Raw genomic sequence first — 25928 nt, forward strand, 5'->3', positions numbered from 1 at the left:
AGAGGGGCCGGCCACACGCCTATAATGGCAGCCTGCACACCGCCATCACGGCGGAACAGTCGCCGCCTCCCAGGCGGCGAGACATCAAGGCAGCCCGTCCATGGAAACCCTCTACCACCTGATCGAGCAATACGGTCTGATCCTCGTTTTCGTCAACGTGCTGGTCGAGCAACTGGGCGCGCCGGTGCCGGCCTATCCCACGCTGATCATCACCGGTGCGCTCTCGGCGACCGGACGCTACTCGCCGGCGCTGTTGCTGCTGCTGGCGGTGAGTGCGGCACTCATTGCCGACTATTGCTGGTATCTTGCCGGCCGCCGCTACGGCCGCCAGATCATGTCGCGCCTGTGCCGTATTTCGCTCTCGCCGGACTCCTGTGTGCGTCAGACCGAATCGATCTACCTGCGCTGGGGCGCGCGTTCGCTCTTGCTGGCCAAGTTCATTCCGGGCTTCGCCTCGATTGCCAGTGCGCTCTCCGGCACCATGGGCACGCGCCGCATCAGCTTCCTGCTGTGGGATGCGGCGGGCAGCGCCCTGTGGGCGGGACTGGGGATTTTCCTCGGTTCGCTCTTCAGCTCGGCCGTGGATGACCTGCTCAATGTGCTGGCGCAATTGGGCCATTACGGCATGCTCCTGATCGCCGTGGCGCTGGCAGCCTTCGTGGCCAACAAATGGTGGCAGCGCCGGCGTTTCCGCAAGTCGCTGGAGATGGCGCGTATTTCAGTGGATGAATTGAATACCATGCTCGAAGAGGGCAATGCGCCCACCATCATCGATGTGCGTTCGCCGATGTCGCAGCAGGATGGCCGCATTCCGGGTGCGGTCACGATTTCCAACCAGGAGATCCAGACCTTCGTCTTCGATGGCCCCGTCGAGGGTGAGGTGGTGGTGTATTGCGCCTGTCCCAACGAGGCCTCGGCGGCCATGGTGGCGCGCCAGCTGATGCGGCGCGGCTATACGCGCGTGCGGCCGCTCACGGGCGGCATCGATGCCTGGCGCGCCGCAGGTTACGCCATCGATGTCTGAATCGCGGTGCCCTGGCGGATGGTCTTGGTGACCGGGGTCTTTTCGCAGATCTCGGCCAGGCGCGTGAGCTGTTCTTGCGACAGGGCATTGCCGAAGCTGATCTTGCGGGTGATGGTTTCCAGGCCGCTGTCGTCGCGCCCGAAGTGGGCGTCCACCGAGATGCTGCCCAGATCCCAGCCCTTGCGGTCGGCGTACATGCGCAACGTGAGCGAGGTGCAGGAGGCCAGCGCGGCCAGCAGCAATTCATAGGGGGCCGGACCGGTGTCCTTGCCACCATTGCTCTCGGGTTCGTCGGACTTGATCTGGTGGATGCGCGCCTTGATGTCCTGGGCGTAGCCGGCGGCGTTGTGCAGGGTGACGTGGGCCATGAGGGTCTCCTTATAAGTGCAGTCAGGGAAGCGGTGATTGTGGCACAGCCACGCACGCACTTGCTGAGCACTTAACGCGATAGCTACGGAAACACGCGATAGCCGTCTGAGATCACACGGCAATTGGGTTGTTGTTCGCTCTCGCAACGCTGCAGTGCTCTAACGGCAGGTGGATCTTGGTCGGCAGTCTGTCCGGAGGCATAAAAATACCGGTTGCCGCCGACCACGAAAGCCTTCGGTGAAATCATCTTCTTGAAATTGGCGAAGCCCTCCAGTTGCCCCGGCGTCAGTGGTGGAGATTTCTTGTTGCCATTCGTGATCGGTTCGTGCCTGGATGCCAGAATCAGGTCAGAGAAAAGATGGTCTGTATTCATCGCCTCGGCGATGTTGCCTGCCACGATTTTACCGAGATTCTCTGTAAGAATTGTGGAACTACCGCCTACGAATATATTACCGGCCCAGATGGGGTCATTGCTGGTGAGCTCGGTCAGTTCCAGTGCGAAGAAGGCGCCACTGCCGGAGGTGCCAACGAATCCACTCTTGAAACTGACTTTGAGCAGGTAGTCCCCAGGGGTGACTGGTCGCAAGCGCAGTTCGTCCTCCATGTGGAGGAGGCGCGCTTCTACACCGTAGGCACTGAAGGCCGGTGCGAGCGCCTCCTCGAATCCGGATTGCTCTACATGCGGCCAAGTATTGGAAACTCTGAGGCCGCGCGCGGCTGAGGTATCGATATAAAGAGTCTTGATGCGCTCGGAGGAATGTCTTATGACCAAGCTGTTTCTGACTTTTGGGTGAGAGCACGCCGATATCAGACAGGCAAGGGAGACGACAAGAAATATCTGCCAGCCCTTTCCCAGTTTGCTTCCGATTAAATATAGCACTGCCGGACTCCATCGAATGCCGCCCTCAGGCGCAGTAGGTATGCGAAAAATTGGTCTTCACATTGTGCCTGATACGAGCGGCGGCAGGCTGACACAGACCTGACCAAGTTCTAACATGGGACCGAAGCCTGACCATGCCAGATATCGGTAGTGGATGGCCTGCGGGGCAAGGAGCAGAAAATCTCACAGACAAGAAAAAGCTTGTTGATAAAAGAAAAAACCACGCTCGCGCGTGGTTTTTTCTTGCCGGGAGGCAGGGTGATCAAGCGAAGTTCTTGGCCACGAAGTCCCAGTTGATGATGCCCCAGTAGTTCTCGACGTACTTGGCGCGTGCATTGCGGTAGTCGATGTAATACGCGTGTTCCCACACGTCCACGGTCAGCAGCGGCTTGCTGTCGGTGGTCAGCGGGGTGCCGGCACCGGTGGTGTTGACGATGTCCAGGGAACCGTCAGCCTTCTTGACCAGCCAGGTCCAGCCGGAACCGAAGTTGGCCAGGCCTTGCTTGGTGAACTCGGCCTTGAAGGCGTCGAAGGAACCCCACTTGGCATTGATGGCGTCAGCCAGCGCGCCGCTCGGAGCGCCTTGGCCCTTCGGGGTCAGGCCGTTCCAGTAGAAGGTGTGGTTCCACACCTGGGCAGCGTTGTTGAAGATGCCGCCGGAGGATTTCTTGATGATCTCTTCCAGGGACAGGTGTTCGAATTCGGTACCCGGGATCAGGTTGTTCAGGTTGGTCACATAGGTCTGATGGTGCTTGCCATAGTGATATTCCAGGGTTTCCTTGGAAATCGTGGGCGCCAGCGCGTCCAGATCGTAAGGCAGTGCCGGAAGGGTATGTGCCATGATGAATCCTTTCAGTCTTGTTGGTTTGCTACGAAGGGGTCTTTTCCGAACCTGCGATTCTAAAGCGGAAGACAATTCTTTGCACTCGGTCAAATCTGGCGCGCGTCAGTCGCGCATCGGCCTCCAGTGCGGCAATGCGAATGGTTCCCAATGGGAGACGCTGGTCGCCAGCGCAGGCAAGACCGTAGATGCCAGTCCCCGCAAGACGTTCCAGCTCATCCGCGCACTGGCTTCCGATGGTCCCACCCGTAATACGGCGCGCCGCGCTGTATTGCGCCGGAAAATGCTTATGCCAAAAAAGTCTGCCACAGCTGTCAAGCAGGGCGACAGCATCGCCTCAATCCAGCCGTGGCTGCACGCTGGCAATGCCGACCTCGGCACTGCCTTCGGCCAGGCGGATGGTGACCTCACTGCGCGCGGCCAGCTCGGCCGGGGCGTGCAATACACGGCCCTGGCGGTCGCTGACGATGGCGTAGCCGCGCTCCAGCGTGCGCTGCGGATTGAGTAATTCCAGCTGCGTACTCAGCCCGGCCAGCGCCTGCCGCTGGCGCAACTGCCGTGCGGCCTGCGCTCCTTGCAGGCGCCGCGTCAGGTCCAGCAGGTCGCGCCGGGCGTGGGCAGTGTCGGGAATCTGGTGCGACAGGTGGGTGGCGAGTTGCTGCAGGCGATGGCGCATGCGGGTCAGCGGCACGCGGGTGGCGTGGGCGAGCCGGGTCTGCAGTGCGGCCAGTTTGACGCGCTCATGCTGTATATACGCACTCGGGTTGACCAGGCGGCGCGAGAGCCAGTCCACGGTCTGCGCTTTTTCGGTGAGGCTGCGGCGCAGGGCGCGCGTGAGGTCATTGGCGTGGCCGTGCAGTTCAGCCAGCCAGTCCTCGCGCGCAGTGGCGGCCAGCTCGGCGGCGGCCGTGGGGGTGGGCGCGCGCAGGTCGGCGGCGAAGTCGGCGATGGTGAAGTCGGTTTCATGGCCGACACCGGAAATCACCGGCATGCTGGCCTCCACGATGGCGCGCGCCACCACTTCTTCATTGAAGGACCACAGGTCCTCGATGCTGCCGCCGCCACGGCACACCAGCAGCACATCGCATTCGGCGCGCGCGGAGGCGGTGCGGATGGCATTGGCGATGCGCTGGGCTGCGCCTTCGCCCTGCACGGGCGTGGGGTAGAGGATCACTTCCACATGCGGGGCGCGGCGGCGCAGGGTGGTCAGCACATCGCGCAAGGCGGCGGCCTGCGGGCTGGTGACGATGCCGATGCGGCGCGGGAAGCCCGGCAGGGGGCGCTTGCGGTCGCGGTCGAACAGGCCTTCGCGTTCCAGTCTTTCCTTCAGCTGCACGAAGGCGGCGTAGAGGTCGCCCACGCCGGAGCGACGGATGGCTTCCACGTTGAGCTGGTAATCGCCGCGCGGCGCGTAGAGCGTCACCAGGGTGCGCACTTCGACCTTGTCGCCTTCGCGCGGCATGAAGCCGGCGTATTGCGCGCGGCCCTTGAACATGACCGCACGCACCTGCGCCCCGTCATCCTTGAGGTTGAAATACCAGTGGCCGGAGGCCGCACGGGTGAAATTGGAAATCTCGCCCTTGACCCAGATCAGCGGGAAATTGCGCTCCAGCATGCGTGCCACCGCCTGGTTCAGGCCGGAGACGGTCAGGATGGGCGGGCCGCCGTCGGTAGTGGCGGCGGCCGGCATGGCCTCCGGACGCGGGCGGGCAGCGGGGAAGGGCGGGAACTTGTCGGCAGGCATGGGACGCGGGGACTCCAGGGGCGATACAATGCCGCATTGTAAAGCCAAGCTGGCTGCGCTTGCCGAGCCGCGCGCAACCGGCTACATTCTGCACCGCAGAAACGGGCGTGCCGGAAAGGCCGTCGGCTGCACCAGATTCACCGCTCATCCGCATTTCTTAGGAGTACGTTTTGCTCGCCATCATCCTCGCCGCCGGCTGGCCGATCTGGCCCTTGCTGATCGCTTCCATCATCGGCCTGGCGCTGGTCATCGAAAGACTGGCCTACCTGCGCCGCGCGCGCATCCTGCCGCCGGACCTGCTGGGCGAAGTGGTCCGGGTCTACCAGAGCGGACGCGTCAACGAGGACGTCATCGACAAGCTGGAACAGAATTCGCCGCTGGGCCAGGTGCTGGCTGCCGGCCTGCGCAACGTCGATGCCCCGCGCGAAGTGATGAAGGAAGCCATCGAAGAAGCCGGCCAGGCCGCCGCGCATCGCCTGGAGCGCTTCCTGACCACGCTGGGGACGATCGCTTCGCTGGCGCCGCTCATGGGACTGTTTGGCACGGTGGTCGGGATGATCGAGATCTTTGCGTCGCAGAACGCCGCCGGGACCAATCCGGCGCAGCTGGCGCACGGTATCTCCATTGCGCTCTACAACACCGGTTTCGGCCTGGCCATTGCAATGCCGGCGCTGGTGTTCTATCGCCACTTCCGCGCCCAGGTCGACGGCTTCGTGGTTGACATGGAGCAGCAGGCCGTCAAGTTCGTGGACATCGTCCACGATGTGCGCCGCTGATCCTTCACGCCGGAGAACCGCATGAACTTCCGCAAGGGCCGTCCCCGCGAAGACCTGGAGATCAACCTGATCCCTTTCATCGACGTGCTGCTGGTGATCGTGATCTTCCTGATGGTGACCACCACCTACAGCAAGTTCACCGCCCTGCAGGTCACGTTGCCCACGGCCGATGCCCAGAAGGCGCTGGAACAGCCCTTCGAGATCAACATCGCCATCGACGCCAATGGCCGCTACGCCATCAACAACAAGCGCATCGCCGCGCGCGATGCGCAGGGGCTGTCGGAAGAGATGCTGGCTGCGGTGCGCAGCAGCGGCAGCAAGGCTGATCCGGTCATCATCATCAATGCCGACGCGCTGGCCACGCACCAGACCGTGGTCAACGTGATGGAGGCGGCACGCATGGCGGGTTATCCCAAGCTGACCTTCGCGGCGCAGTCGAGCAGCAAGTAGCCGGCCGCGAGCCGCACTGAAAATTTGCCAATAGCTTCATGTCATCCAGCAGCGATGGCGCGCCGGCCAGGTCCCGCCTGGCCCGCGTTTTTTTTATTCACTGGAACCCGAAAATGGCCGAATCCAGGCCCACTGCCGAAGCCATCCTGACCCGCGCCTGGCAACAGCGCGGTCCGCTGGCCTGCCTGCTGTGGCCGCTGTCGCTGCTCTTCGGCGCACTGGCGGCGCTGCGCCGCGCGCTCTTCGCGCTGGGCATCAAGCGCGCCGAACGGCTGCCGGTGCCGGTGATCGTGGTGGGCAACGTCTTCGTCGGCGGCACCGGCAAGACCCCGTTTGCGATCTGGCTCATCGAGGCCTTGCGTGCGGCAGGCCTGCATCCCGGCGTGATTTCGCGCGGCTATGGCGGCGGTGCCGGGCAGACGCTGGAGGTCACGGCCGATGCGGCGGCAGCCCAGGTGGGAGACGAACCCTTGCTGATCGTCCAGCGCACCGGCGTGCCGCTGGTGGTCGGACGGCGTCGGGCCGAGGCCGGGCGCGCCTTGCTGGCGGCGCATCCCGAGGTGGATGTGATCATTTCCGACGATGGCTTGCAGCATTACGCGCTGGCGCGCGACATCGAGATCGTGCTGTCCGATGCGCGCGGTGTCGGCAACGGCTGGCTGCTGCCGGCCGGACCGCTGCGGGAGCCGGCTTCGCGCCGACGGGATTTCTCGGTGGTCAATGTCGGCGCGCAGGGCAGCGCATCCGGCGGCGCGCATGCCATGCGGCTGCAGGCGGACCAGGCCGTGCAACTGGCCCCGCCCGCTGCGCACAAGCCGCTGGACCGGATGGGCGAGGGTGGCGTGCGGCTGGCGGCGGTGGCGGGGATTGGCAATCCCGGGCGGTTTTTTGCGACGCTGGAAGCGGCGGGTCTGTCCTTTGCGCGCCATCCCTTGCCCGACCATTTTGATTTCGCCATCGATCCTTTTGCAGGCCTTGCGGCCGATGTCATCCTGATCACGGAAAAGGATGCAGTAAAATGCAGGGCTATCGAGGCCATCCGAAACGACCCGCGCATCTGGGTCGTGCCTGTCTCGGCGCGCATTGACGGCGCGCTGGCTGAACATATAGTGGAGAAACTCCGTGAACGCCCGACTGCTTGATATCCTGGTTTGCCCCATCTGCAAGGGCCCGCTGGACTACGACAAAAAAGCCCAGGAACTGATCTGCAAGGCAGACAAGCTGGCTTATCCCATCCGCGATGGCATCCCCATCATGTGGGCCGATGAAGCGCGCGAACTGACGGCCGTGCCGGCAGCGCCTGCGGCCTGACGCGAGTCCCCGGTCTCTTGATTCCTGATTTCTGCCTTCCTGCTGCGGTTGATTCCATGACCTTTACCGTCATCATCCCTGCGCGCCTGGCTTCCACGCGCCTGCCCAACAAGCCGCTGGCCGACCTCGGCGGCAAGCCCATGATCGTGCGCGTGGCCGAGCGGGCCGCGCTGTCCGGGGCCACCCGCATCATCGTGGCCACCGACCACCACGACATCCACGCCGCCTGCGAGCAGCATGGCATCGAAGTGGCCATGACCCGCGCCGATCACCCCTCCGGCACCGACCGCATCGCCGAAGTGGCCGCCGCGCTGGGGCTCACCGAGGATGAGGTGGTGGTCAACGTGCAGGGCGATGAACCCCTGATCGATCCGGGCCTGATTGCTGCCACCGCCGCCCACATCAAGGACGGCGTACCCATGGCCACGGCCGCGCACGCCATCGGGACTGCCGAGGATGCCTTCAATCCCAACGTGGTCAAGGTAGTGCTCAACAAGGACGGCTGCGCCATGTATTTCTCGCGCGCCACGATTCCGTGGCATCGCGATGCTTTTGCCAGGTCGCGTGAGTCGCTGCCCGACGCCAGCGGTCCCGATCACGCCAATGAATACGTGCCGCTGCGCCATATCGGCCTGTATGCCTACAGCAACCGTTTCCTGCAGCTCTACCCGACCCTGGCCCCGGCCCCGCTGGAACGCATCGAGGCGCTGGAGCAATTGCGCGTGCTGTGGCATGGCCACGCCATTGCCGTGCACGTGACCTCGATGGTGCCCGAAGCCGGGGTGGATACCCCCGAAGACCTGTTGCGCGTGCGCAAGCATTTCGAGGCGCCGCCGGACAGCCCGCTGGTGCAGACCATCTCCGCGCTCTGATCTCTCGTCTGCGTGGCAGGCATGATCCGGCGCAAGGCTGTGCGGATCGGCTTGCTGTAAGTTCCATGTCAAGCTGACACGACACAATCAGAGTCCGGAGACTGCTTAAAAATCAGGCGTTTGTCATGGTTCGGTAAGATTTTGTGGTAAGTTTCGTCCCAGAGCTGATGCAAACGGCGCGCAAACAAGCTGCATAACCGTCCAGATGGTAGCGATCCTCTGCCATCACGTCGCAAAAGAATTCAAGCATTCATATTCAGAAACCCTCAATTTAGGAAACGACATGCGCCTCATCCTTTTAGGAGCGCCTGGTGCCGGTAAAGGCACGCAAGCCACTTTTATCAAGGAAAAATTCAACATTCCGCAGATCTCCACCGGCGACATGCTGCGCGCGGCCGTGGCTGCGGGCACCGAGCTTGGCATCGCTGCCAAGAAGGTGATGGATGCGGGCGGTCTGGTTTCCGACGACATCATCATTGGCCTCGTCAAGGATCGCCTGAAACAGGCTGACTGTGCCAATGGCTACCTCTTCGACGGCTTCCCGCGCACCACGCGCCAGGCCGATGCGATGAAGGAAGCCGGCGTGGCCATCGACTACGTGCTGGAAATCGACGTGCCCGACAGCGCCATCGTCGAGCGCATGAGCGGCCGCCGCGTGCACCCGGGTTCGGGCCGCACCTATCACGTCAAGTTCAACCCGCCCAAGGTCGAAGGCAAGGATGACCTGACCGGCGAGGCGCTGATCCAGCGTGACGACGACAAGGAAGAAACCGTCAAGAAGCGTCTGGCCGTGTATCACGAGCAGACTGAAGTGCTGGTGGGCTACTACGGTGATTGGGCCAAGTCGGGCCAGCCGGGTGCGCCGAAGTATCGCAAGATCGCCGGCGTCGGTCCGGTGGAAGAAATCAGGGATCGTGCATTTGCCGCCCTGGCGGAGTAAAGTGAAGCGGACTTCGGTCCGCTTTTTTTATGCTGTCGCGCTGGAGGCCATTGGCTCGACAGTCAGCAAAAACTAAGTAAACCGATCACCGGCAGTGACGCCCGCCCGAGGGCGTGGCACCGGCGGCCCGGCAAGACACAACAACTCCAATAAAAAAGGGCGACGCAATTTGCAGGCGCAGTATCGGCCGCGACGAACCGGAACAGCAGCACCCGGACGGCGCGGCGGATGTTCGTGATTGTTGATGAGTCGTGATAACAAAGGAGACGATGATGGCACTTGCCCTGTGGTTTGCCATTGCCTGCGGCTTGGTCGCGGTGATCTATGGCCTGGTTTCTCGACGCTGGATTCTCAAGCAGGACCCCGGCAACCCCCGCATGCAGGAAATCGCCCTGGCCATCCAGCAGGGCGCGGCGGCCTATCTGGCGCGGCAGTACCGTACCATCGCCATGGTGGGGGTGGTGCTGCTGATCCTCATTGCCCTCATTCCCGGTTTGGGCTGGCTGACCGCCATCGGCTTCCTGCTGGGGGCGGTACTGTCCGGCGCCTGCGGTTTCATCGGGATGAACGTGTCCGTGCGCGCCAATGTGCGTACTGCCCAGGCCGCCACGCGCGGCATGAACGAGGCGCTGGGCGTGGCTTTCCGGGGCGGGGCGATCACCGGGATGCTGGTGGTGGGGCTGGGACTGCTGGGGGTGTCGCTGTTCTTCTGGATCCTCTATGTCTATGGACAGGGACGTGCCGCCAGCCTGCACGATGCCATCCAGCCTTTGATCGGACTGGCTTTCGGGGCGTCCCTTATCTCTATCTTTGCGCGGCTGGGCGGGGGCATCTTCACCAAGGGCGCGGATGTGGGAGCCGATCTGGTGGGCAAGGTCGAGGCAGGCATTCCCGAAGATGATCCGCGCAATCCTGCAGTCATCGCCGACAACGTCGGGGACAACGTGGGCGATTGCGCCGGCATGGCCGCCGACCTGTTCGAGACCTATGTCGTTACGCTGGTGGCGACCATGCTCTTGGGCAGCCTCATGCTCAAGGGCCTGGAAACCCTCGCGGTACTCTATCCGCTGGCGCTGGGCGGGGTGTCGATCCTGGCTTCCATCGTCGGTTGCGCGATGGTCAAGGCGCAGCCGGGCAAGAAGATCATGTCGGCACTCTATACCGGGCTGTGGTGGTCGGCTGGCTTGTCGTTGGTCGGCTTTGCGGCGGTCACCTGGCTGCTGTTACCGCCTGAATTGCGCGCGCCCCTGATGGGCGCAGCCGTGGTGGGCATCGTGCTCACCGGTCTCATGGTCTACATCACCGAGTACTACACCGGCACCGACTTCAAGCCGGTGCGCCATATCGCCGAAGCCTCCACCACCGGACATGGCACCAATATCATCGCCGGTCTCGGGGTATCGATGAAGTCCACCGCCTATCCCGTGCTGGCGGTGTGCGCGGCGATCCTGGCGTCGTACTGGCTGGCAGGCTTGTACGGCATTGCGATTGCGGCGACCTCCATGCTGTCCATGGCCGGTATCGTGGTGGCTTTGGATGCTTACGGGCCCATCACTGACAATGCGGGCGGTATCGCAGAGATGTCGGGGCTGCCCGATTCGGTGCGCGCCATCACCGATCCGCTCGATGCCGTGGGCAATACCACCAAGGCGGTCACCAAGGGCTATGCGATCGGCTCGGCAGGACTGGCCGCACTGGTGCTTTTTGCCGATTACACGCATGCGCTGGAGTCCGTGGGCAAGACCGCCAGCTTCGACTTGTCCAGCCCGGCGGTGATCATCGGGCTCTTCATCGGCGGGCTGATTCCTTATCTGTTCGGTGCCATGGCGATGGAAGCGGTGGGACGCGCGGCCGGTGCAGTGGTGGTGGAAGTGCGTCGCCAGTTCCGCGACATCGCCGGCATCATGGACGGCAGCGGGCGTCCCAAATATGACCGCGCGGTGGACATGCTGACCTCGTCGGCCATCCGGGAAATGATCCTGCCGTCGCTGCTGCCGGTGATCGTGCCTATCTTGGTCGGGTTGCTGCTGGGGCCGTCGGCGCTGGGTGGGCTGCTGATGGGGACGATCGTCACCGGGCTCTTCGTGGCCATCTCGATGACCACCGGCGGCGGCGCCTGGGACAACGCCAAGAAATACATCGAGGACGGCCACCACGGCGGCAAGGGCTCGGACGCCCACAAGGCCGCCGTCACGGGCGACACCGTGGGCGATCCCTACAAGGATACGGCCGGGCCGGCGGTCAATCCGCTCATCAAGATCATCAACATCGTGGCGCTGCTGCTGGTGCCCTTGCTGCCGACGGTGTCCTGACCCGATCTGACTGCAGCCCTGATTGTCGCCGCACGGATAGTCTGCCGTGCGGCGACCTGCGCATAATCCCCGCACCGCGAAGGGAAAGCCTGCATTGCCAGGCTGGCCGATTCGTCAAATAATGCCCCCTGATGTATCCCATCATCATTGGCTCGCCGGCCAGGCCATCCGCCTGGCTGCGCGCAGATAAAAAACAGGAGACTCCATGCGTATCGAAGGAAATGTATTCATCGTCACCGGCGCAGCATCCGGTCTGGGTGCGGCCACTGCCCGCATGATCGCCGCCGCTGGTGGCAAGCCGGTGCTGGCCGATCTCAACGAGGAGGCTGGCAGTGCGCTGGCCCGCGAACTGGGCGGCGTCTTCGTGCGCTGCGATGTCAGTTCGGAAGACGATGCCCAGGCCGTGGTGCGTGCCGCGCAAGCGGCCGGCAGCCTGCGCGGACTGGTCAATTGCGCCGGCATCGCCCCGGCCGAGAAGCTGGTCGGCAAGAACGGCCCGCACAGCATGGCGCTGTTCATGAAGACGCTCAACATCAACCTGGTCGGCAGCTTCAACATGGCCCGCTTTGCGGCCGATGCCATGGCCAAGACCGAGGCGCAGGAAGAGGGCGAGCGCGGCATCATCATCCACACCGCCTCGGTGGCCGCCTACGATGGCCAGATCGGGCAGACGGCCTATTCGGCTTCCAAGGGGGCCATCGTCGCGATGACCCTGCCGATGGCGCGGGACCTCTCGCGCAGCGGCATCCGCGTCATGACCATCGCCCCGGGTATCTTCGAGACCCCCATGATGCTGGCCATGCCGCAGGAAGTGCGCGATTCGCTGGGGCAGGCCGTCCCTTTCCCGCCGCGCCTGGGCCGTGCCACCGAATACGCACAGCTGGCCCGGACCATCATCGAGAACGTGATGTTGAACGGCGAGACCATCCGCCTCGATGGTGCCATCCGCATGCAGCCCAAATAGACGGCATTTGCCTGCCAATTCTCTTGTCCACGGTGAGGGGGCTACTGATAAGCTCCCCTCATGGAGACCATGGAACACAAAACAGGCTTGATCCTGACCGGCGGTGGCGCACGGGCGGCTTACCAGGTGGGTGTGCTCAACGCCCTCTCGATGATCCTGCTCGAAGCCGGCTGGCCGGTACACAGCAATCCATTCCCCATCATCTGCGGCACCTCGGCCGGGGCCATCAACGGCACCGCCCTGGCCTGCCGGGCGGACGACTTCGGCGAAGCCGTGCGCGAGCTGATGGCGGTGTGGAGCAATTTCCAGGTGGAGCAGGTGTACCGCGCCGATTCGCTGGGCGTGATCCGCTCGGGGGCGCGCTGGCTGTCGCTGTTTTCCTTCGGCTGGCTGCTGCGCAAGTGGCGCGCCAATCCGCCCAATTCCCTGCTGGACAACACCCCGCTGGTGAGCATGCTGCATCGCCTGCTGGACCTGCCACGGCTGGATGCTGCCCTGGCCGAAGGACAGTTGCATGCGCTGGCGGTGACTGCCTCGTCCTACACCAGCGGCCAGCACATCACCTTCTACCAGTGTGCGCAAGAGATCGAACCGTGGCGGCGCACCCAGCGCCTGGCCATGCGGGATCAGATCGGCATCGATCACCTGCTGGCCTCTTCTGCCATTCCCTTCATCTTTCCGGCCATTCCGGTGTACATCGACGGCCGCTGCGAGTATTGCGGCGATGGCTCGATGCGCCAGATCGCCCCGATTTCCCCGGCCATCCACCTCGGTGCCACCAAGGTCCTCATCATCGGTGCCGGACGCATGGGCGAGAAGGGCGAGCAGGCCCCTACCAATACGCCGCATTACCCCAGCCTGGCGCAGGTGGCCGGACATGCGATGTCGGGCATTTTCCTCGACGGCTTGTCGGCCGACATCGAACGCATCAACCGGGTCAACCAGACCTTGTCGGTCCTGAACGAGGAGCAGCGCCGGCATACGCCCCTGAAACCCATCCGTACCCTGGTGATCTCGCCCTCGCAGCGCATCGACAGCATCGCCAGCCGCCACGTCGGCAGTCTGCCGCGCCCGATCCGCACCATGCTGGGTGGCATCGGGGCCACCGAGGCGCGCGGTTCGGCACTGGCGTCCTATCTGCTGTTTGAACAAAGCTTCACACGCGAGCTGATCGCTCTGGGCGAAAGTGATACCTACGCCAAGCGCGAGGAGGTGCTGGCCTTTTTTGAACCGGATACCGCCCAGCTGCTCCAAGCCTCTGCCTGATTTGCTGCCGGTCAAGTTCCTGGCCTGCCGTGGTTGCCTAGCCGAAAGCAACGCGTTAATCTACCGAGTGCTGTTGCCATTAATTGACAAAATTGCAATTAACAGAATCAATGCAGACGATGCAGATGCGAGCCCGCTTCATTTCTTCCTTCTTCACCCGTTACTGGCTGGTGCTGCTGACGGCGTTGATGCTGTCCGTGCCGGTGCAAGCCAAGGGGCCGGTGCCGGGCAACTTGCCGGAGGTCAACCTTGACCAGCTGCCGCGCGAAGCCCAGCAGACCATGGCCCTGATCCGTCAGGGTGGGCCCTTCCCGTATGAAAAGGATGGCGCGGTCTTCGGCAACTATGAAGGGGTTTTGCCCAAGCAAAAGCGCGGGTATTATCGCGAATACACGGTCAAGACGCCGCGCGCCCGCAATCGCGGGGCCCGTCGCATCGTCAGCGGGGGAGAACCGGCCACGTCGGGCGAATACTATTACACCAGTGACCATTACAAGACCTTCCGCCGGATACGCGACTGATCTTGTACAGCGCAGGGCAGGGCGCGCGAGTCCTGTTGCAGCAAGCCACACAGCAGGCCAGCCATCACCATCACGACAATTACGACAACCACGACAGCCACACAGCCCCGCCTATGAATACTGAAGGCAAAATGAGTTTGTTCAAAACGGTGCCGCCCAATATCGTGCAATCGATCCGCGCCTTCCGCGTGACCGAGCTGCAGCAGGAGGCCGCGCACCTGCAGCAGCACTTTCTCTATGCCTATTGCGCCGAGGCCGTGACCAAGCAGCAGGTGCTGACCACCATCGCCACTGCCTTCCAGTTTCCCCGGCACTTCGGCAAGAACTTCGATGCCCTGCATGACTGCCTGACCGACCTGACCCACAAGGCCGGCAAGCAGATCGGTTTCGTCGTGGTGCTGGAGCAACTGCCCAACACCCAGAAATTCGACAAGGAAGCGCGCGAGACCTTGCTCGACGTCTTCCGCGATGCGGCCGATTACTGGGCTGAGAAGAAGGTGCCGTTCCGCGTTTTTTATTCCTTCCAGTAAATTTTCTTCACATTTTGATAAACCTTTTACGCCACGCCGGACCTTTCACATCGTGAAAACCGGCGGCGGAGGGGCCGTCAGCAGGTACAATGCGCACACCATGAGAAGCATTGTCATCCTGATTTCCGGACGAGGCAGCAATATGGAAGCCATCGTCCGCGCTGCACAGGCCGAGCGGTGGCCTGCCCGAATCGCCGCCGTCATCAGCAACCGCGCCGACGCCAGCGGCCTCGAATTCGCCGCCAGCCACGGCATTGCCACGGCCGTCGTGGCCAACCGCGACTATCCCACGCGCGACCAGTTCGATGCCGCCCTGCGCGAGCAGATCGACGCGTTCGCGCCGGACCTGGTGGTGCTGGCCGGCTTCATGCGGATCCTGACGGCGCCGTTCGTCAATCATTACCAGGGCCGCATGCTCAATATCCACCCGTCGCTCTTGCCCAGTTTCCCCGGGTTGGCGACGCACCGGCAGGCACTGGCGGCCGGCGTCAAGCTGCACGGCGCGACCGTGCACTTCGTCACGCCCGACCTCGACCACGGCCCCATCGTGGCCCAGGCCGCCGTGCCGGTGCTGGAAGAGGATAGCGAGGAGACGCTCGCCGAGCGTGTCCTGGAACAGGAGCATGTGATCTATCCGCGCGCCGTGCGCTGGTTCGTGCAAGGCCGTCTGGCACTGGACGGCGCGCGCGCGCGCCTGGCCGCCGAAGCCTGAGGCGCAACGAGCCAACGCTGCCGCGCAACCCTTATCTTGAATTGAATTGAATCTGAAGGACCTAGCATGAGATTGCCTCCCGCGATCATCCCCCATACCGAAGAACTGCTGCGCGAAGTGCTGCGCTTCACCGGCCCGGCCGACGTCACCCTGTCGCGCTACTTCCGCGACAATCCGCGCCTGGGCAGTCGTGAGCGCGGCGTGATCGCTGAAGCGGTTTACGGGCTGCTGCGCAACAAGACGGTCCTGACCAACTTCGCCGAATCCGGCAGTGGCCCGATGATGCGCCGCCTGGCCCTGCTGGGCCTGGCCGATGCGGTCGGTGCCGAATCCATCGCCGGCCTGCAGGAAGGCGAAGCCGAGTGGCTGGAGCGTGTGGCCCAGATCGACCGCACCCAGCTGGCCCCCCAGATGCGCAGCAATCTGCCGCCCTGGCTGTGGGAAAAGCTGGTCGCCCGCATGGGCGAGGAAGCCACCCTGCAACTGGCTGATGCCATGAACCGTCCGGCTCCGCTGGACCTGCGCGTCAATGCCCTCAAGGCCGACCGCGATACCGTCATCGCCGAACTGGCCAAGGCCCCGGTGGCCTGCGAGCCGACCCCGTATTCTCCGCTGGGCCTGCGCGTGTTCAAGAAGCCGGCCCTGCAGAACCTGCCGCTGTTCAAGGACGGTGCCATCGAAGTGCAGGATGAAGGCAGCCAGCTGCTGGCCCAGATCGTCGGTGCCAAGCGCGGCGAGATGGTGGTCGATTTCTGTGCCGGTGCCGGTGGCAAGACCCTGGCACTGGGCGCGCTGATGCGCAATACCGGCCGCCTGTATGCCTTCGACGTGTCCGAAAAGCGCCTGGCCAAGCTGAAACCTCGCCTGGCGCGCAGTGGCCTGTCCAACGTGCATCCGGTGGTGATCGCCCATGAGAACGACGCCAAGGTCAAGCGCCTGGCTGGCAAGCTCGATCGCGTGCTGGTGGATGCCCCTTGCAGCGGCCTGGGCACCCTGCGCCGCAATCCCGACATGAAGTGGCGCCAGAGCGTGGAAACGCTGACCGAGATGCGCGCCAAGCAAGGCTCGATTCTCGCCAGCGCCGCGCGCCTGGTGCGTCCGGGCGGCCGTCTGGTGTATGGCACCTGCAGCTTCCTGGAAGAAGAGAACGATGAAGTCATCGCTGACTTCCTGGCTTCGCATCCCGACTTCACGCTGCGTCCCATGAGCGAAGTGCTGGCCGAGCAGAAGATTGCGCTGGATACCGGCGACTACCTGAAACTGTTGCCGCACCAGCACCAGACGGACGGTTTCTTCGCTGCCGTCCTGGAGCGCCGCGCCGCTGCATGATGCGCCGGCGCTTGCTGCCTTGCCTCGCCGCCGCCCTGCTGGCAGCGGCCGCTCCTGGCCTGCAGGCCAGGGAGGCGCTGCCGCCACCGCCGGTGATGGCAGCGCAGGGCACGGTGCAAACCGCCTTTGCGCCCTGGGATGACATCGAAGCGCTGATCGTCGGCCAGCTTCACTCTGCGCAGCGCCAGATCCTGATGCAAGCCTATCTGCTCACCAGTCGTCCGATTACGGATGAACTGGTGGCGGCCCGCAAGCGCGGCATCGATGTGCGCGTGCTGATGGATGCCGGCCAGCTCGACAAGAATTCCGAAGACCGCCTGCGCCAGCTGCGCGCGGCCGGCATTCCGGTCTGGCTGGAAACCGATTACCGCAATGCCCACAACAAGGTCATCATCATCGATGCGGCCTTGCCGACGGCCACCGTCATCACGGGCAGCTACAACTTCACCTGGTCGGCCCAGCACAAGAACGCCGAGAACGTGCTCATCCTGGGCAAGAACCCGCCACTGGCTGCGCGCTACGCCAGCAACTGGCAGCGCCACCGCCAGGATGCCCAGGCGGCACCCTGATTTGCCCTGATTCTTCACCCGGCCAGCCATGACCGATCATTTCCTTTCCCTCTTCACCGATATCAGCACCGTCGACCTGCTGCGCCAGCTGGTGGTGATTGCACTTTCGCTGGTGGGCGGCATCGGCCTCTCGCGCTGGCTGCGTGCGCGTTTCGTGCTGCCGGGCGATGGCGAGGCGCAGTCGCTGGTCATGCAAATCGGCGTCAAGAGCTTCGCCCGCGTGCTCTCGCCGCTGCTGGCCCTGGGCCTGTTGACGGGAGCCTATTACATTCTCAAGCGCGGCCACCATGCCGTCACGCTCTGGGAAATCATGTTCCCCCTGACCATCGCCCAGGTGGCGATGCGTTTCGTTTTCTACGTATTGCGCGGCATCTTCGTGAAGGATGCGACCGTGGGCGCGCTGCTGCACCTGTCGGAAAAGGTGATCGCGCTGCTGGTCTGGCTGTGCGTGGTGCTGTGGATTACCGGCCTGTGGCCGGATTTCGTCGACTATCTGGATACCACGACCTTCCCGCTGGCGCGCCACAAGGTGTCCTTGTTGACGATGTTGCAAGGTGCGGCCTCCGTGCTGGTGACGCTCATCATTGCCCTGTGGATAGGCACGGTGGTGGAAAACCGCCTCATGAAGTTCAGCGGCATGCATTCCTCCCTGCGCACGGTGGTGGCGCGCATGATGCGGGCCTTGCTGATCCTGATTGCCTTCCTGGTCAGCCTGTCGCTGGTCGGCATCGACCTGACCGTGCTGTCTGTCTTCGGTGGTGCGCTGGGCGTGGGTATCGGCCTGGGTTTGCAGAAGATTGCCAGCAGCTATGTCTCCGGCTTCGTGATCCTGCTGGAGCGCAGTATGGTCATCGGCGACATGGTTGCCGTGGATAAATATTTTGGCAAGGTCACCCAGATCAATACCCGCTACACCATCCTGGAAGGGCTGGACGGGATCGAATCGGTGTTGCCAAATGAACTATTTGTCTCCAATCCGGTACAAAACTATTCCTTGACCCATCGCATTGTACGTTTGGCTACACAGCTTACAATTCTGTACCAGGACGATGTGGAAACGGTCTTGTCCATCATGGAACAGGCCGCACTTGGGGTACAACGGGTCTCCCAGCAGACCGCCCCGCAAGCCCTGCTGATCAAGATCGGGGCCGACGGACTGGATCTGGAACTGGGGTTCTGGATCACCGACCCGGAAAATGGACGGCTCAATGTGCTGTCCGACGTCAACCGGGCCATCTGGGCCGCCTTCAAACAGCATGGCATTCAGGTGGCACATCCCAAGCGCGACATTCGTATCATGGATGAGCGCAGCTTCCGCCAAAGTACGCGCCAGGAAATTCCTGATGTCCCAGAGGCACAGAATTCGCGTACAATGCCCGGCAATTAAAAGAAAATAAAACCATTTTCGCGGAACAAGTAATAATCCTGTTTTGTAGTCCGATAGTTGTTTTCTATTTGGAGTTGTACTGATGACCCTTGATGCGATCCTCGACTTTGTTGCCAACGGCCTGCTGCACGCGTCCGGTTGGCAGATTGTCATTTACACACTGGTGATGACCCACATCACCATCGTGGGCGTGACTCTCTACCTGCATCGTTGCCAGGCGCATCGCGCGCTCGAACTGCACGCGATCCCCAGCCACTTCTTCCGTCTCTGGCTGTGGATGACCACCGGCATGGTGACCAAGGAATGGGCCGCCATCCACCGCAAGCACCACGCCAAGTGCGAGACCGAAGAAGATCCGCACAGCCCGCAGACCCGCGGCATCCACAAGGTGATGTGGCAGGGTGCCGAGCTGTACCGCAGTGAGTCCAAGAACGCCGAGACCATGGAGAAGTTCGGTCACGGCACTCCGGATGACTGGATTGAACACAACATCTACAGCAAGTACGGCTGGCAGGGTGTGGGCATCATGCTGATCATCGACGTGCTGCTGTTCGGCGCCATCGGTCTGACCGTGTGGGCCGTGCAGATGGCCTGGATCCCGTTCTGGGCGGCTGGCGTGGTCAACGGCCTGGGCCACTTCTGGGGCTATCGCAACTACGATTGCAACGATGCAGCGACCAACCTGTTCCCGATCGGCATCATCATCGGCGGCGAGGAAATGCACAACAATCACCACACCTTCGGCACCTCGGCCAAGTTCTCGGCCAAGTGGTATGAATTTGACATCGGCTGGATGTACATCCGCATCCTGGAGACCTTCGGCCTGGCCAAGGTCAAGAAGGTGGCACCGGTGCCCAAGTTCGACAGCCAGAAATCGGTGATCGACTTCGATACCCTGCAGTCCGTGATCGCCAACCGTTACGACGTGACCGCCAAGTACGCCCGTTCGCTCAAGAGCGCCTGGAAGGACGAGCTGGATCACCTGATCGAGAAGGCCCAGCTGGAATCGCGCTTCCTGAAGTCCTCCAGGAAGCTGCTGCAGCGTGAGCCGGCCCGTCTGGAAGATGGCCAGAAGCAGCAACTGTCGGAACTGTTCGCCCACAGCAAGGCGCTGCAGACCATGCATGAGATGCGCATCGAACTGAGCGCCATCTGGGAGCGTTCGCACTCGACCCGCGAACAGCTGCTGCAGCAACTGCAGGACTGGTGCACCCGCGCCGAGGCATCCGGCGTGAAGGCCTTGCGTGACTTCGCCCTGCGCCTGCGCAGCTACGCCTGATCGGCTTTGACCAGGCCGCTGCTCCGGGGTAAAAGCCGGAAGTGAAGGAAAAGCATGAAGACATCCCCGCAGAGCGATCTGCGGGGATTTTTTTCGTCATCGGCCAGTACAGGCCTGAAGGTTTTTGTCAAAAAACCGAAACGGGAGGGGAGGGCTGCGGTGCGCAGCGGGCTGACCGGCGCAATGCGTTCAACGTGAGCAGGCAATAAAAAACCCGCAGAGTATTCTGCGGGTCTTTCATCGGGAGACCGGGATCAATTACTTGATCTTGGTTTCCTTGTATTCGACGTGCTTGCGCGCCTTGGGATCGAACTTCATGATGCTGATCTTTTCGGGCGTAGTACGCTTGTTCTTGGTGGTGGTGTAGAAGTGACCAGTACCTGCGGTCGACTCCAGTTTGATTTTGTCGCGGCCGGATTTCGCCATGATAGATTTCCTTTACTCTGCTAATTAGACTTTTTCGCCACGAGCACGCAGATCGGCCAGAACGGCATCGATGCCGATCTTGTCGATCACGCGCAGGCCGGCGTTGGACAAACGCAGCGAAACCCAGCGGTTCTCGGATTCGACGAAAATGCGGCGGTTCTGCAGGTTGGGCAGAAAACGACGCTTGGTCTTGTTGTTTGCATGGGAAACGTTGTTGCCGACCATCGGCCCCTTCCCGGTGACTTGGCAGACACGTGCCATGTGAGACTCCTTAAAAATTTCCGAATTTGGGAAAAACGAGAGTATATGGAAAAAACTCTGCTTTTTCAATGACTTGCGAAAAACAATTGTGTCTTGATGTGGCTCATTGATTTAACAATTGAAGAAACATGGTTTTTCCGCTGTCACCCTCAATGGCGCAATCCCCGTCCTGTACAGGCTTTGCGGCCGATCTGGCTGGTTACGGTTCACACCTTACCGTGGTCGGCAAAGGAATACAGGCGTGTTCCGGCCACCACGATGTGGTCCAGCAATTCCACCTCGATGAGCTCCAGGGCTTGCTTGAGTGTCTTGGTCAGGCGCAGATCGGAGTCACTGGGCCGCGGGTCGCCTGAAGGGTGGTTGTGGGCAACGATGACCGAAGCGGCGTTGTAACGCAGCGCCATCTTGACCACTTCCCGGGGATGGACCGTGGTCTGATTCAGCGAGCCCCTGAACAATTCTTCCGTCCCGAGCAGGTTGTTGCGCATGTTCAGGAAGAGAGCGACGAAACATTCGTGTTCCTTGCCGAAGAAGGTCAGCTTCAGGTATTCGCCCACGACGCGCGTGGAATTGAGGGCCGATGCCTGCTTCAGATCGCTGTGGATGGCGCGCTTGGCCAACTCCAGAGAGGCCGATAGCTGGGCGCATTTGGCCGGGCCGAGGCCGTTGCCCAGACTGGGTTCGCGCTGAACGGCCTTGCACAGGCCTTCGAGCGAGCCGAAGCGGTGCAGCAGATCCATTGCCAGTTCCATGACGCTCTTGCCCGGTGTGCCCACGCGCAGAAAGATGGCCAGCAATTCCGCATCGGAGAGGCAGGCCGGGCCCAGCTCCAACAGACGTTCGCGTGGCCGCTGTGCGGCGGGCCAATCGACAATGGACATGGTCATGAGATGAATCTCCTTTCATATTGCGTTCGAGAGGAAAGACGGCAGCCGGTCCCGCCGCAACCGTCCAACAGAAGCCCGGCACCGCCGCAGTGCGCTTGCGCCGCCGCAAGGAAGTGTCCGATGCGCCCGCCGCCAGCGCAGCCGGATGCAGCTGACAGCGGCAGAGCGGGCCAACGTGGCTTACAATAGCGGGCTCTTGTGCACCTTCCCGCTTCCAAGCCCGTTCCCAGCCATGTCCAGCCCAACCGTCCCAGTCGTCACCGAAAACGCCTATCTCACCTTGCATTACCGCCTGGCCTCGCTGGACGGCGAAGACATCGTCAGCACCTTCAACGAAAATCCGGCCACCCTGCAGTTCGGCCAGGGCCAGTTGGCTCCCTTCCTCGAAGCCTGCCTGCTGGGCCTGCCCGAAGGCACGCAGCAGACCTTTGAACTGAGCCCGGCCCAGGCTTTCGGCGAGCGCAGCGAAGAGCTGATCCAGCGTATCTCGCGCGCCACGCTGGAAGAGAATTCCTCCATGGATGAGGACTATCGCGTGGGCGACCTGGTCGATTTCGCTGCCCCCGGTGGCGGCCGCTTTGCCGGTATCCTGCGAGCGATCGATGATGATGGCGCAATTTTCGACTTCAATCACCCGCTGGCCGGGCAAACGCTGAAGTTCGAAGTAAAAATCATCGGAATCCTGTAAGAGCCTCGTCATTTGGCGAGTTGGCCCTCGCAATGTTTTGAAGAATCAAGGAAATGACCATGACCATGACCATGGAACAAGCCGAATCTGAAATCCTGCTGGCCCAGCCCCGTGGTTTCTGTGCGGGCGTGGACCGCGCCATCGAGATCGTCGAACGTGCGCTGGCGCAGTTCGGCGCACCCATCTACGTGCGCCATGAAATCGTGCACAACGCCTACGTGGTCAACGACCTGCGGGCCAAGGGCGCGGTCTTCATCGAGGAGCTGGCCGACGTGCCGGCCGGCAATACGGTCATCTTCTCGGCCCATGGCGTGTCCAAGGCGATCCAGGCCGAGGCGGCCGAGCGCGGCCTGACGGTGTTCGATGCCACCTGCCCGCTGGTCACGAAAGTGCATATGGAAGTGGCCAAGATGCGCCGCGAGGGCCGCGAGATCATCATGATCGGTCACGCCGGCCACCCCGAGGTGGAAGGCACCATGGGCCAGACCGAGGCCGGCATGCATCTGGTGGAGACGGTGGAAGACGTCCAGCGCCTGCAGGTGGCCGATCCCGAACTGCTGGCCTATGTCTCCCAGACCACGCTGTCGGTGGATGACACGGCCGACATCATCGCCGCCCTGCGCGCGCGCTTCCCGGCCATTGCCGAACCCAAGAAGGGCGACATCTGCTACGCCACCACCAACCGCCAGGAAGCCGTGAAGTTCATGGCCCCGCAGGTGGAAGTAGTGATCGTGGTCGGCAGCCCCAACAGCTCCAACTCCAACCGCCTGCGCGAACTGGCCGAGAAGAAGGGCGTGCCCGCCTTCATGGTCGACAACGCCGCCCTGATCGACCCGCAATGGGTACAAGGCCGCCAGCGCATCGGCGTCACGGCCGGTGCATCGGCACCGGAAGTGCTGGTGCAGGCCGTGATCGATCGCATCAAGGAAATCGGTGCGCGCAGCGTGCGCGTCCTGGACGGTATTGAAGAAAACGTCACCTTCCCCTTGCCCAAGGGCTTGGGTACCCGCACGCCCTCGGCCGAATCGGCATGAGCCTGAATCAGCCCTGCGACAAAGGGTGAATATTCGGACGAAAATCACGTCTGGCGTTTGCGCAAAGAGGCCTGCTGATGCAGGCCTTCTTCATTTCCGCGACAGGTGTTGTGAAGTCGCCGACAATTCATTGGTCTTACCGCACTTTCTTCTGTAACAGGCGATTGTTTGTGCTCGATTGTTGGAATCTTCTGCGTATAATTCCGCACCATTATCGACGGACCGCCCAAAAGGCGGCCGAGCGCTAGCCCTCACAAAGAGGGCAGGGCGTCGCCAACGCGACGTCAACCAGAGACGGGAGACATCCATATGTACGAGCATCTGCCCACCGGCCTCGCCCGGTGCCTCCGGCGAAGACCTCCCGGGCGCCCGCCCAGTCGATGCGCCAGCCCCGGCCCAAGCAGCCCGCACGGCTACTGCGGCTGAATTTCCCTCCATTCCCTCCGTCAGCGAGCCCTGCTCGCCGGGAACGCGTGCACCCTTTTTATGAAGAGTGATAACGCGATCCCGGGTTTCGGGAACGGATTTTGCTAATCGACATGCTTTCGCGCGGTGTCCGCTTTGGTGCAGAGCCACGTGTTTTTCTTGTTTCCATTTAGATCGAAGAGTTATTCATGGACATTTTCATCCAGCAGATCATCAACGGATTGGTGCTAGGCAGCATGTACGCACTGATCGCCCTGGGCTACACCATGGTGTACGGGGTGCTGAACCTGATCAACTTTGCCCACGGCGACATCCTGATGGTGGGCGCCATGGTCGGCCTGTCGATCCTCAAATTGGTGCAGCAGGTCGCGCCTGACCTGCCTGGCATCGTCAAGCTGATCATCGCCATCGTCGGAGCCATTCCGGTGTGCGTGATCGTCAGCCTGCTGATCGAGCGCATCGCTTACCGTCCGCTGCGCAACGCGCCGCGCCTGGCACCGCTGATCACCGCCATCGGCGTATCGATCCTGCTGCAGACCTTCGCCATGATGATCTGGGGCCGCAGCCCGCTGCCGTTCCCGCAGATCATGCCCTCGACCCCGGTCAACATCGCCGGTGCCCTGATCTCGCCGACCCAGATCATGCTGCTGATCCTGGCCCTGGCCGCGATGATCGGCCTGGTGCTGATCGTGGAGAAGACCAAGATGGGCCGCGCCATGCGCGCCACTGCCGAGAACCCGCGCATCGCCGGTTTGATGGGCGTGGATGCCAACCGCGTCATCATCGTCACCTTCGCCATCGGCGCCGCACTGGCCGCGATTGCCGGCGTGATGTGGGCCGCCAACTATTCCACCGCGCAATTCGCCATGGGCTTCGTGCCGGGCCTGAAAGCCTTCTCGGCGGCCGTGCTGGGCGGTATCGGCAACATCTACGGTGCCATGCTGGGCGGCATCCTGCTGGGCCTGATCGAGAGCCTGGGTGCGGGTTACATCGGCGACCTGACCGGCAACTTCCTGGGCAGCAACTACCAGGACATCTTCGCCTTCATCGTGCTGATCATCGTGCTGACCCTGCGTCCGTCCGGGATCATGGGTGAGCGTGTGGCGGACCGTGCCTGAGTTTCTAAGTTATTTCAATCTTGAAACTTAGTAACGAAAACTTAGAAATTTAGAAATCAGAACTTAGAAAATCGGAAGAGAACACTATGGCTCTCATGACCTTCGACATGAAGCGCAACCCCCAGCAGGCGCGGTTCAGCCTGCTGGCGCTGTTGGCGCTGATGATCATCTTCCCCATGATCGCCCAGCATTTCGGCAATTCGTGGGTGCGCATCATGGATATGGCGCTGCTCTACATCATGCTGGCCTTGGGCCTGAACGTGGTGGTGGGTTTTGCCGGCCTGCTGGACCTGGGCTACATCGCCTTCTATGCCATCGGTGCCTACACCGCCGGCCTGCTGGCCTCGCCGCAGTTTGCGCAGGTGATCGAGTCCTTCATCAACACCTATCCGGCCATCGGCAATTTCCTGGTCTGGCTGTGCGGTCCGCAGATCGTGCAGAACGGCATCCATTTGTCGCTCTGGCTGATCGTGCCGATCTCGGGCGTGCTGGCGGCGCTCTTCGGTGCGCTGCTGGGTGCGCCGACACTGAAGCTGCGCGGTGACTACCTGGCCATCGTGACGCTGGGCTTCGGCGAAATCATCCGTATCTTCATGAACAACCTCAACGCGCCGGTGAACATCACCAACGGTCCGCAGGGCATCAACCTGATCGACCCGATCCGCGTGTTCGGCGTCTCGCTGGCCGGTGAACCGGGTTCGGGTTCGATGCTGAAGGTCTTCGGCATGAACCTGCCCTCGGTGAACGCGTACTACTACCTGTTCCTGGTGCTGTGCATCTTCGTGATCTTCTTCTCGAGCCGTCTGCAGGATTCGCGCCTGGGCCGTGCCTGGGTGGCGATCCGCGAAGATGAAATCGCCGCCAAGGCGATGGGCATCAACACCCGCAACGTCAAGCTGCTGGCCTTCGCCATGGGCGCGTCCTTCGGTGGCGTGGCCGGTGCCATGTTCGGTGCCTTCCAGGGCTTCGTCTCGCCGGAATCCTTCTCCCTGACCGAATCCATCGCCGTGCT

General features: G+C 62.3%; 29 protein-coding genes. 22 read left to right on the forward strand and 7 right to left on the reverse strand.

What is annotated here, in order from left to right; all coding sequences use genetic code 11:
- Window positions 1-100 precede the first annotated feature (100 nt).
- On the forward strand, window positions 101-1024 hold the full coding sequence (locus J2X56_RS16590; protein ID WP_121044049.1) for a DedA family protein/thiosulfate sulfurtransferase GlpE: 924 nt from the start codon (window positions 101-103) through the stop codon (window positions 1022-1024).
- On the opposite strand, the gene J2X56_RS16595 is transcribed toward J2X56_RS16590, so the two are convergent.
- The 4 genes from J2X56_RS16595 to xseA form a co-directional block, all read right to left on the reverse strand.
- Window positions 1006-1392, reverse strand: a complete 387-nt coding sequence (locus J2X56_RS16595) for an OsmC family protein (protein WP_121044046.1) — start codon at window positions 1390-1392, stop codon at window positions 1006-1008. The two genes, J2X56_RS16590 and J2X56_RS16595, sit on opposite strands and share 19 nt — an antisense overlap.
- A gap of 83 nt (window positions 1393-1475) precedes the next feature.
- On the reverse strand, window positions 1476-2273 hold the full coding sequence (locus tag J2X56_RS16600; RefSeq protein ID WP_134040328.1) for a hypothetical protein: 798 nt from the start codon (window positions 2271-2273) through the stop codon (window positions 1476-1478).
- Window positions 2274-2535: 262 nt separating this feature from the next.
- A complete protein-coding gene (gene sodB / locus J2X56_RS16605) occupies window positions 2536-3114 on the reverse strand; it encodes a superoxide dismutase [Fe] (protein WP_034339352.1) in 579 nt (192 codons plus the stop codon).
- A gap of 337 nt (window positions 3115-3451) precedes the next feature.
- Window positions 3452-4804 (reverse strand): exodeoxyribonuclease VII large subunit, encoded by a 1353-nt coding sequence (gene xseA / locus J2X56_RS16610; protein ID WP_409025219.1) that lies wholly within the window; start codon window positions 4802-4804, stop codon window positions 3452-3454.
- Window positions 4805-5028: 224 nt separating this feature from the next.
- Between xseA and J2X56_RS16615 the strand changes: the two genes are divergently transcribed.
- The 17 genes from J2X56_RS16615 to J2X56_RS16695 all read left to right on the forward strand — a co-directional run bounded on the left by J2X56_RS16615 (window position 5029) and on the right by J2X56_RS16695 (window position 20274).
- Window positions 5029-5634: a MotA/TolQ/ExbB proton channel family protein gene (locus tag J2X56_RS16615; protein WP_034339345.1), complete on the forward strand. Its 606-nt coding sequence runs from the start codon at window positions 5029-5031 to the stop codon at window positions 5632-5634.
- A gap of 21 nt (window positions 5635-5655) precedes the next feature.
- On the forward strand, window positions 5656-6084 hold the full coding sequence (locus J2X56_RS16620) for a biopolymer transporter ExbD (protein WP_310160965.1): 429 nt from the start codon (window positions 5656-5658) through the stop codon (window positions 6082-6084).
- 113 nt (window positions 6085-6197) lie between these two features.
- Window positions 6198-7226: a tetraacyldisaccharide 4'-kinase gene (gene lpxK, locus J2X56_RS16625; RefSeq protein ID WP_209579469.1), complete on the forward strand. Its 1029-nt coding sequence runs from the start codon at window positions 6198-6200 to the stop codon at window positions 7224-7226.
- Complete coding sequence (locus J2X56_RS16630) at window positions 7207-7395, forward strand: Trm112 family protein (protein ID WP_034339340.1); 189 nt, start codon at window positions 7207-7209, stop codon at window positions 7393-7395. The genes lpxK and J2X56_RS16630 overlap by 20 nt, the downstream gene beginning before the upstream one ends.
- 56 nt (window positions 7396-7451) lie before the next feature.
- The gene (kdsB, locus tag J2X56_RS16635) at window positions 7452-8267 is read left to right on the forward strand and encodes a 3-deoxy-manno-octulosonate cytidylyltransferase (protein WP_134221618.1); all 816 of its coding nucleotides are present in this window, start codon (window positions 7452-7454) and stop codon (window positions 8265-8267) included.
- Between the two features lie 283 nt (window positions 8268-8550).
- Entirely contained in the window at window positions 8551-9207 is a 657-nt protein-coding gene (gene adk / locus J2X56_RS16640) for an adenylate kinase (protein ID WP_034339334.1), read from the forward strand.
- A 272-nt stretch (window positions 9208-9479) separates the two neighbouring features.
- Window positions 9480-11519 (forward strand): sodium-translocating pyrophosphatase, encoded by a 2040-nt coding sequence (locus J2X56_RS16645; RefSeq protein ID WP_310160976.1) that lies wholly within the window; start codon window positions 9480-9482, stop codon window positions 11517-11519.
- 205 nt (window positions 11520-11724) lie between these two features.
- On the forward strand, window positions 11725-12483 hold the full coding sequence (locus tag J2X56_RS16650; protein ID WP_259434349.1) for an SDR family NAD(P)-dependent oxidoreductase: 759 nt from the start codon (window positions 11725-11727) through the stop codon (window positions 12481-12483).
- Window positions 12484-12543: 60 nt separating this feature from the next.
- A complete protein-coding gene (locus J2X56_RS16655) occupies window positions 12544-13749 on the forward strand; it encodes a patatin-like phospholipase family protein (protein WP_034339323.1) in 1206 nt (401 codons plus the stop codon).
- A 125-nt stretch (window positions 13750-13874) separates the two neighbouring features.
- Window positions 13875-14270 (forward strand): ribonuclease domain-containing protein, encoded by a 396-nt coding sequence (locus J2X56_RS16660; RefSeq protein WP_121044780.1) that lies wholly within the window; start codon window positions 13875-13877, stop codon window positions 14268-14270.
- Between the two features lie 2 nt (window positions 14271-14272).
- The gene (locus tag J2X56_RS16665) at window positions 14273-14800 is read left to right on the forward strand and encodes a barstar family protein (RefSeq protein ID WP_370516341.1); all 528 of its coding nucleotides are present in this window, start codon (window positions 14273-14275) and stop codon (window positions 14798-14800) included.
- 100 nt (window positions 14801-14900) lie between these two features.
- On the forward strand, window positions 14901-15512 hold the full coding sequence (gene purN, locus J2X56_RS16670) for a phosphoribosylglycinamide formyltransferase (protein ID WP_199725111.1): 612 nt from the start codon (window positions 14901-14903) through the stop codon (window positions 15510-15512).
- Window positions 15513-15578: 66 nt separating this feature from the next.
- On the forward strand, window positions 15579-16841 hold the full coding sequence (locus tag J2X56_RS16675) for an RsmB/NOP family class I SAM-dependent RNA methyltransferase (protein ID WP_034332736.1): 1263 nt from the start codon (window positions 15579-15581) through the stop codon (window positions 16839-16841).
- Window positions 16838-17410, forward strand: a complete 573-nt coding sequence (locus J2X56_RS16680) for a phospholipase D family protein (protein WP_034332738.1) — start codon at window positions 16838-16840, stop codon at window positions 17408-17410. Before J2X56_RS16675 ends, J2X56_RS16680 begins: the two co-directional genes overlap by 4 nt.
- A gap of 28 nt (window positions 17411-17438) precedes the next feature.
- Entirely contained in the window at window positions 17439-18797 is a 1359-nt protein-coding gene (locus J2X56_RS16685; protein WP_034332740.1) for a mechanosensitive ion channel family protein, read from the forward strand.
- An 82-nt stretch (window positions 18798-18879) separates the two neighbouring features.
- Window positions 18880-20076, forward strand: a complete 1197-nt coding sequence (locus tag J2X56_RS16690) for an acyl-CoA desaturase (protein WP_121044028.1) — start codon at window positions 18880-18882, stop codon at window positions 20074-20076.
- 54 nt (window positions 20077-20130) lie between these two features.
- Window positions 20131-20274, forward strand: coding sequence for a hypothetical protein (locus J2X56_RS16695; RefSeq protein WP_166675601.1), 144 nt, complete (start codon window positions 20131-20133; stop codon window positions 20272-20274).
- 60 nt (window positions 20275-20334) lie between these two features.
- Here the strand turns inward: J2X56_RS16695 and rpmG are convergent, their stop codons facing one another.
- From rpmG to radC, 3 genes are all read right to left on the reverse strand, one after another.
- Window positions 20335-20502, reverse strand: coding sequence for a 50S ribosomal protein L33 (rpmG, locus tag J2X56_RS16700; protein ID WP_006463731.1), 168 nt, complete (start codon window positions 20500-20502; stop codon window positions 20335-20337).
- 24 nt (window positions 20503-20526) lie between these two features.
- Window positions 20527-20763, reverse strand: a complete 237-nt coding sequence (rpmB, locus tag J2X56_RS16705; RefSeq protein ID WP_006463730.1) for a 50S ribosomal protein L28 — start codon at window positions 20761-20763, stop codon at window positions 20527-20529.
- A 206-nt stretch (window positions 20764-20969) separates the two neighbouring features.
- Window positions 20970-21644: a RadC family protein gene (gene radC, locus J2X56_RS16710; RefSeq protein WP_034338236.1), complete on the reverse strand. Its 675-nt coding sequence runs from the start codon at window positions 21642-21644 to the stop codon at window positions 20970-20972.
- 238 nt (window positions 21645-21882) lie between these two features.
- Between radC and J2X56_RS16715 the strand changes: the two genes are divergently transcribed.
- From J2X56_RS16715 to J2X56_RS16730, 4 genes are all read left to right on the forward strand, one after another.
- Window positions 21883-22338, forward strand: coding sequence for a peptidylprolyl isomerase (locus J2X56_RS16715; protein WP_039785208.1), 456 nt, complete (start codon window positions 21883-21885; stop codon window positions 22336-22338).
- A 65-nt stretch (window positions 22339-22403) separates the two neighbouring features.
- Window positions 22404-23372 carry a 4-hydroxy-3-methylbut-2-enyl diphosphate reductase gene (gene ispH, locus J2X56_RS16720; protein ID WP_034338194.1) on the forward strand — a complete coding sequence of 323 codons (969 nt, stop codon included), beginning with the start codon at window positions 22404-22406 and terminating at the stop codon, window positions 23370-23372.
- 614 nt (window positions 23373-23986) lie between these two features.
- Complete coding sequence (locus J2X56_RS16725) at window positions 23987-24916, forward strand: branched-chain amino acid ABC transporter permease (protein ID WP_034338197.1); 930 nt, start codon at window positions 23987-23989, stop codon at window positions 24914-24916.
- A gap of 86 nt (window positions 24917-25002) precedes the next feature.
- The coding region (locus J2X56_RS16730) for an ABC transporter permease subunit (protein WP_310160993.1) at window positions 25003-25928 on the forward strand (926 nt) is incomplete at its 3' end.

Source organism: Herbaspirillum sp. 1173 (assembly GCF_031455335.1).
GTDB classification, from domain to species: domain Bacteria; phylum Pseudomonadota; class Gammaproteobacteria; order Burkholderiales; family Burkholderiaceae_D; genus Herbaspirillum; species Herbaspirillum huttiense.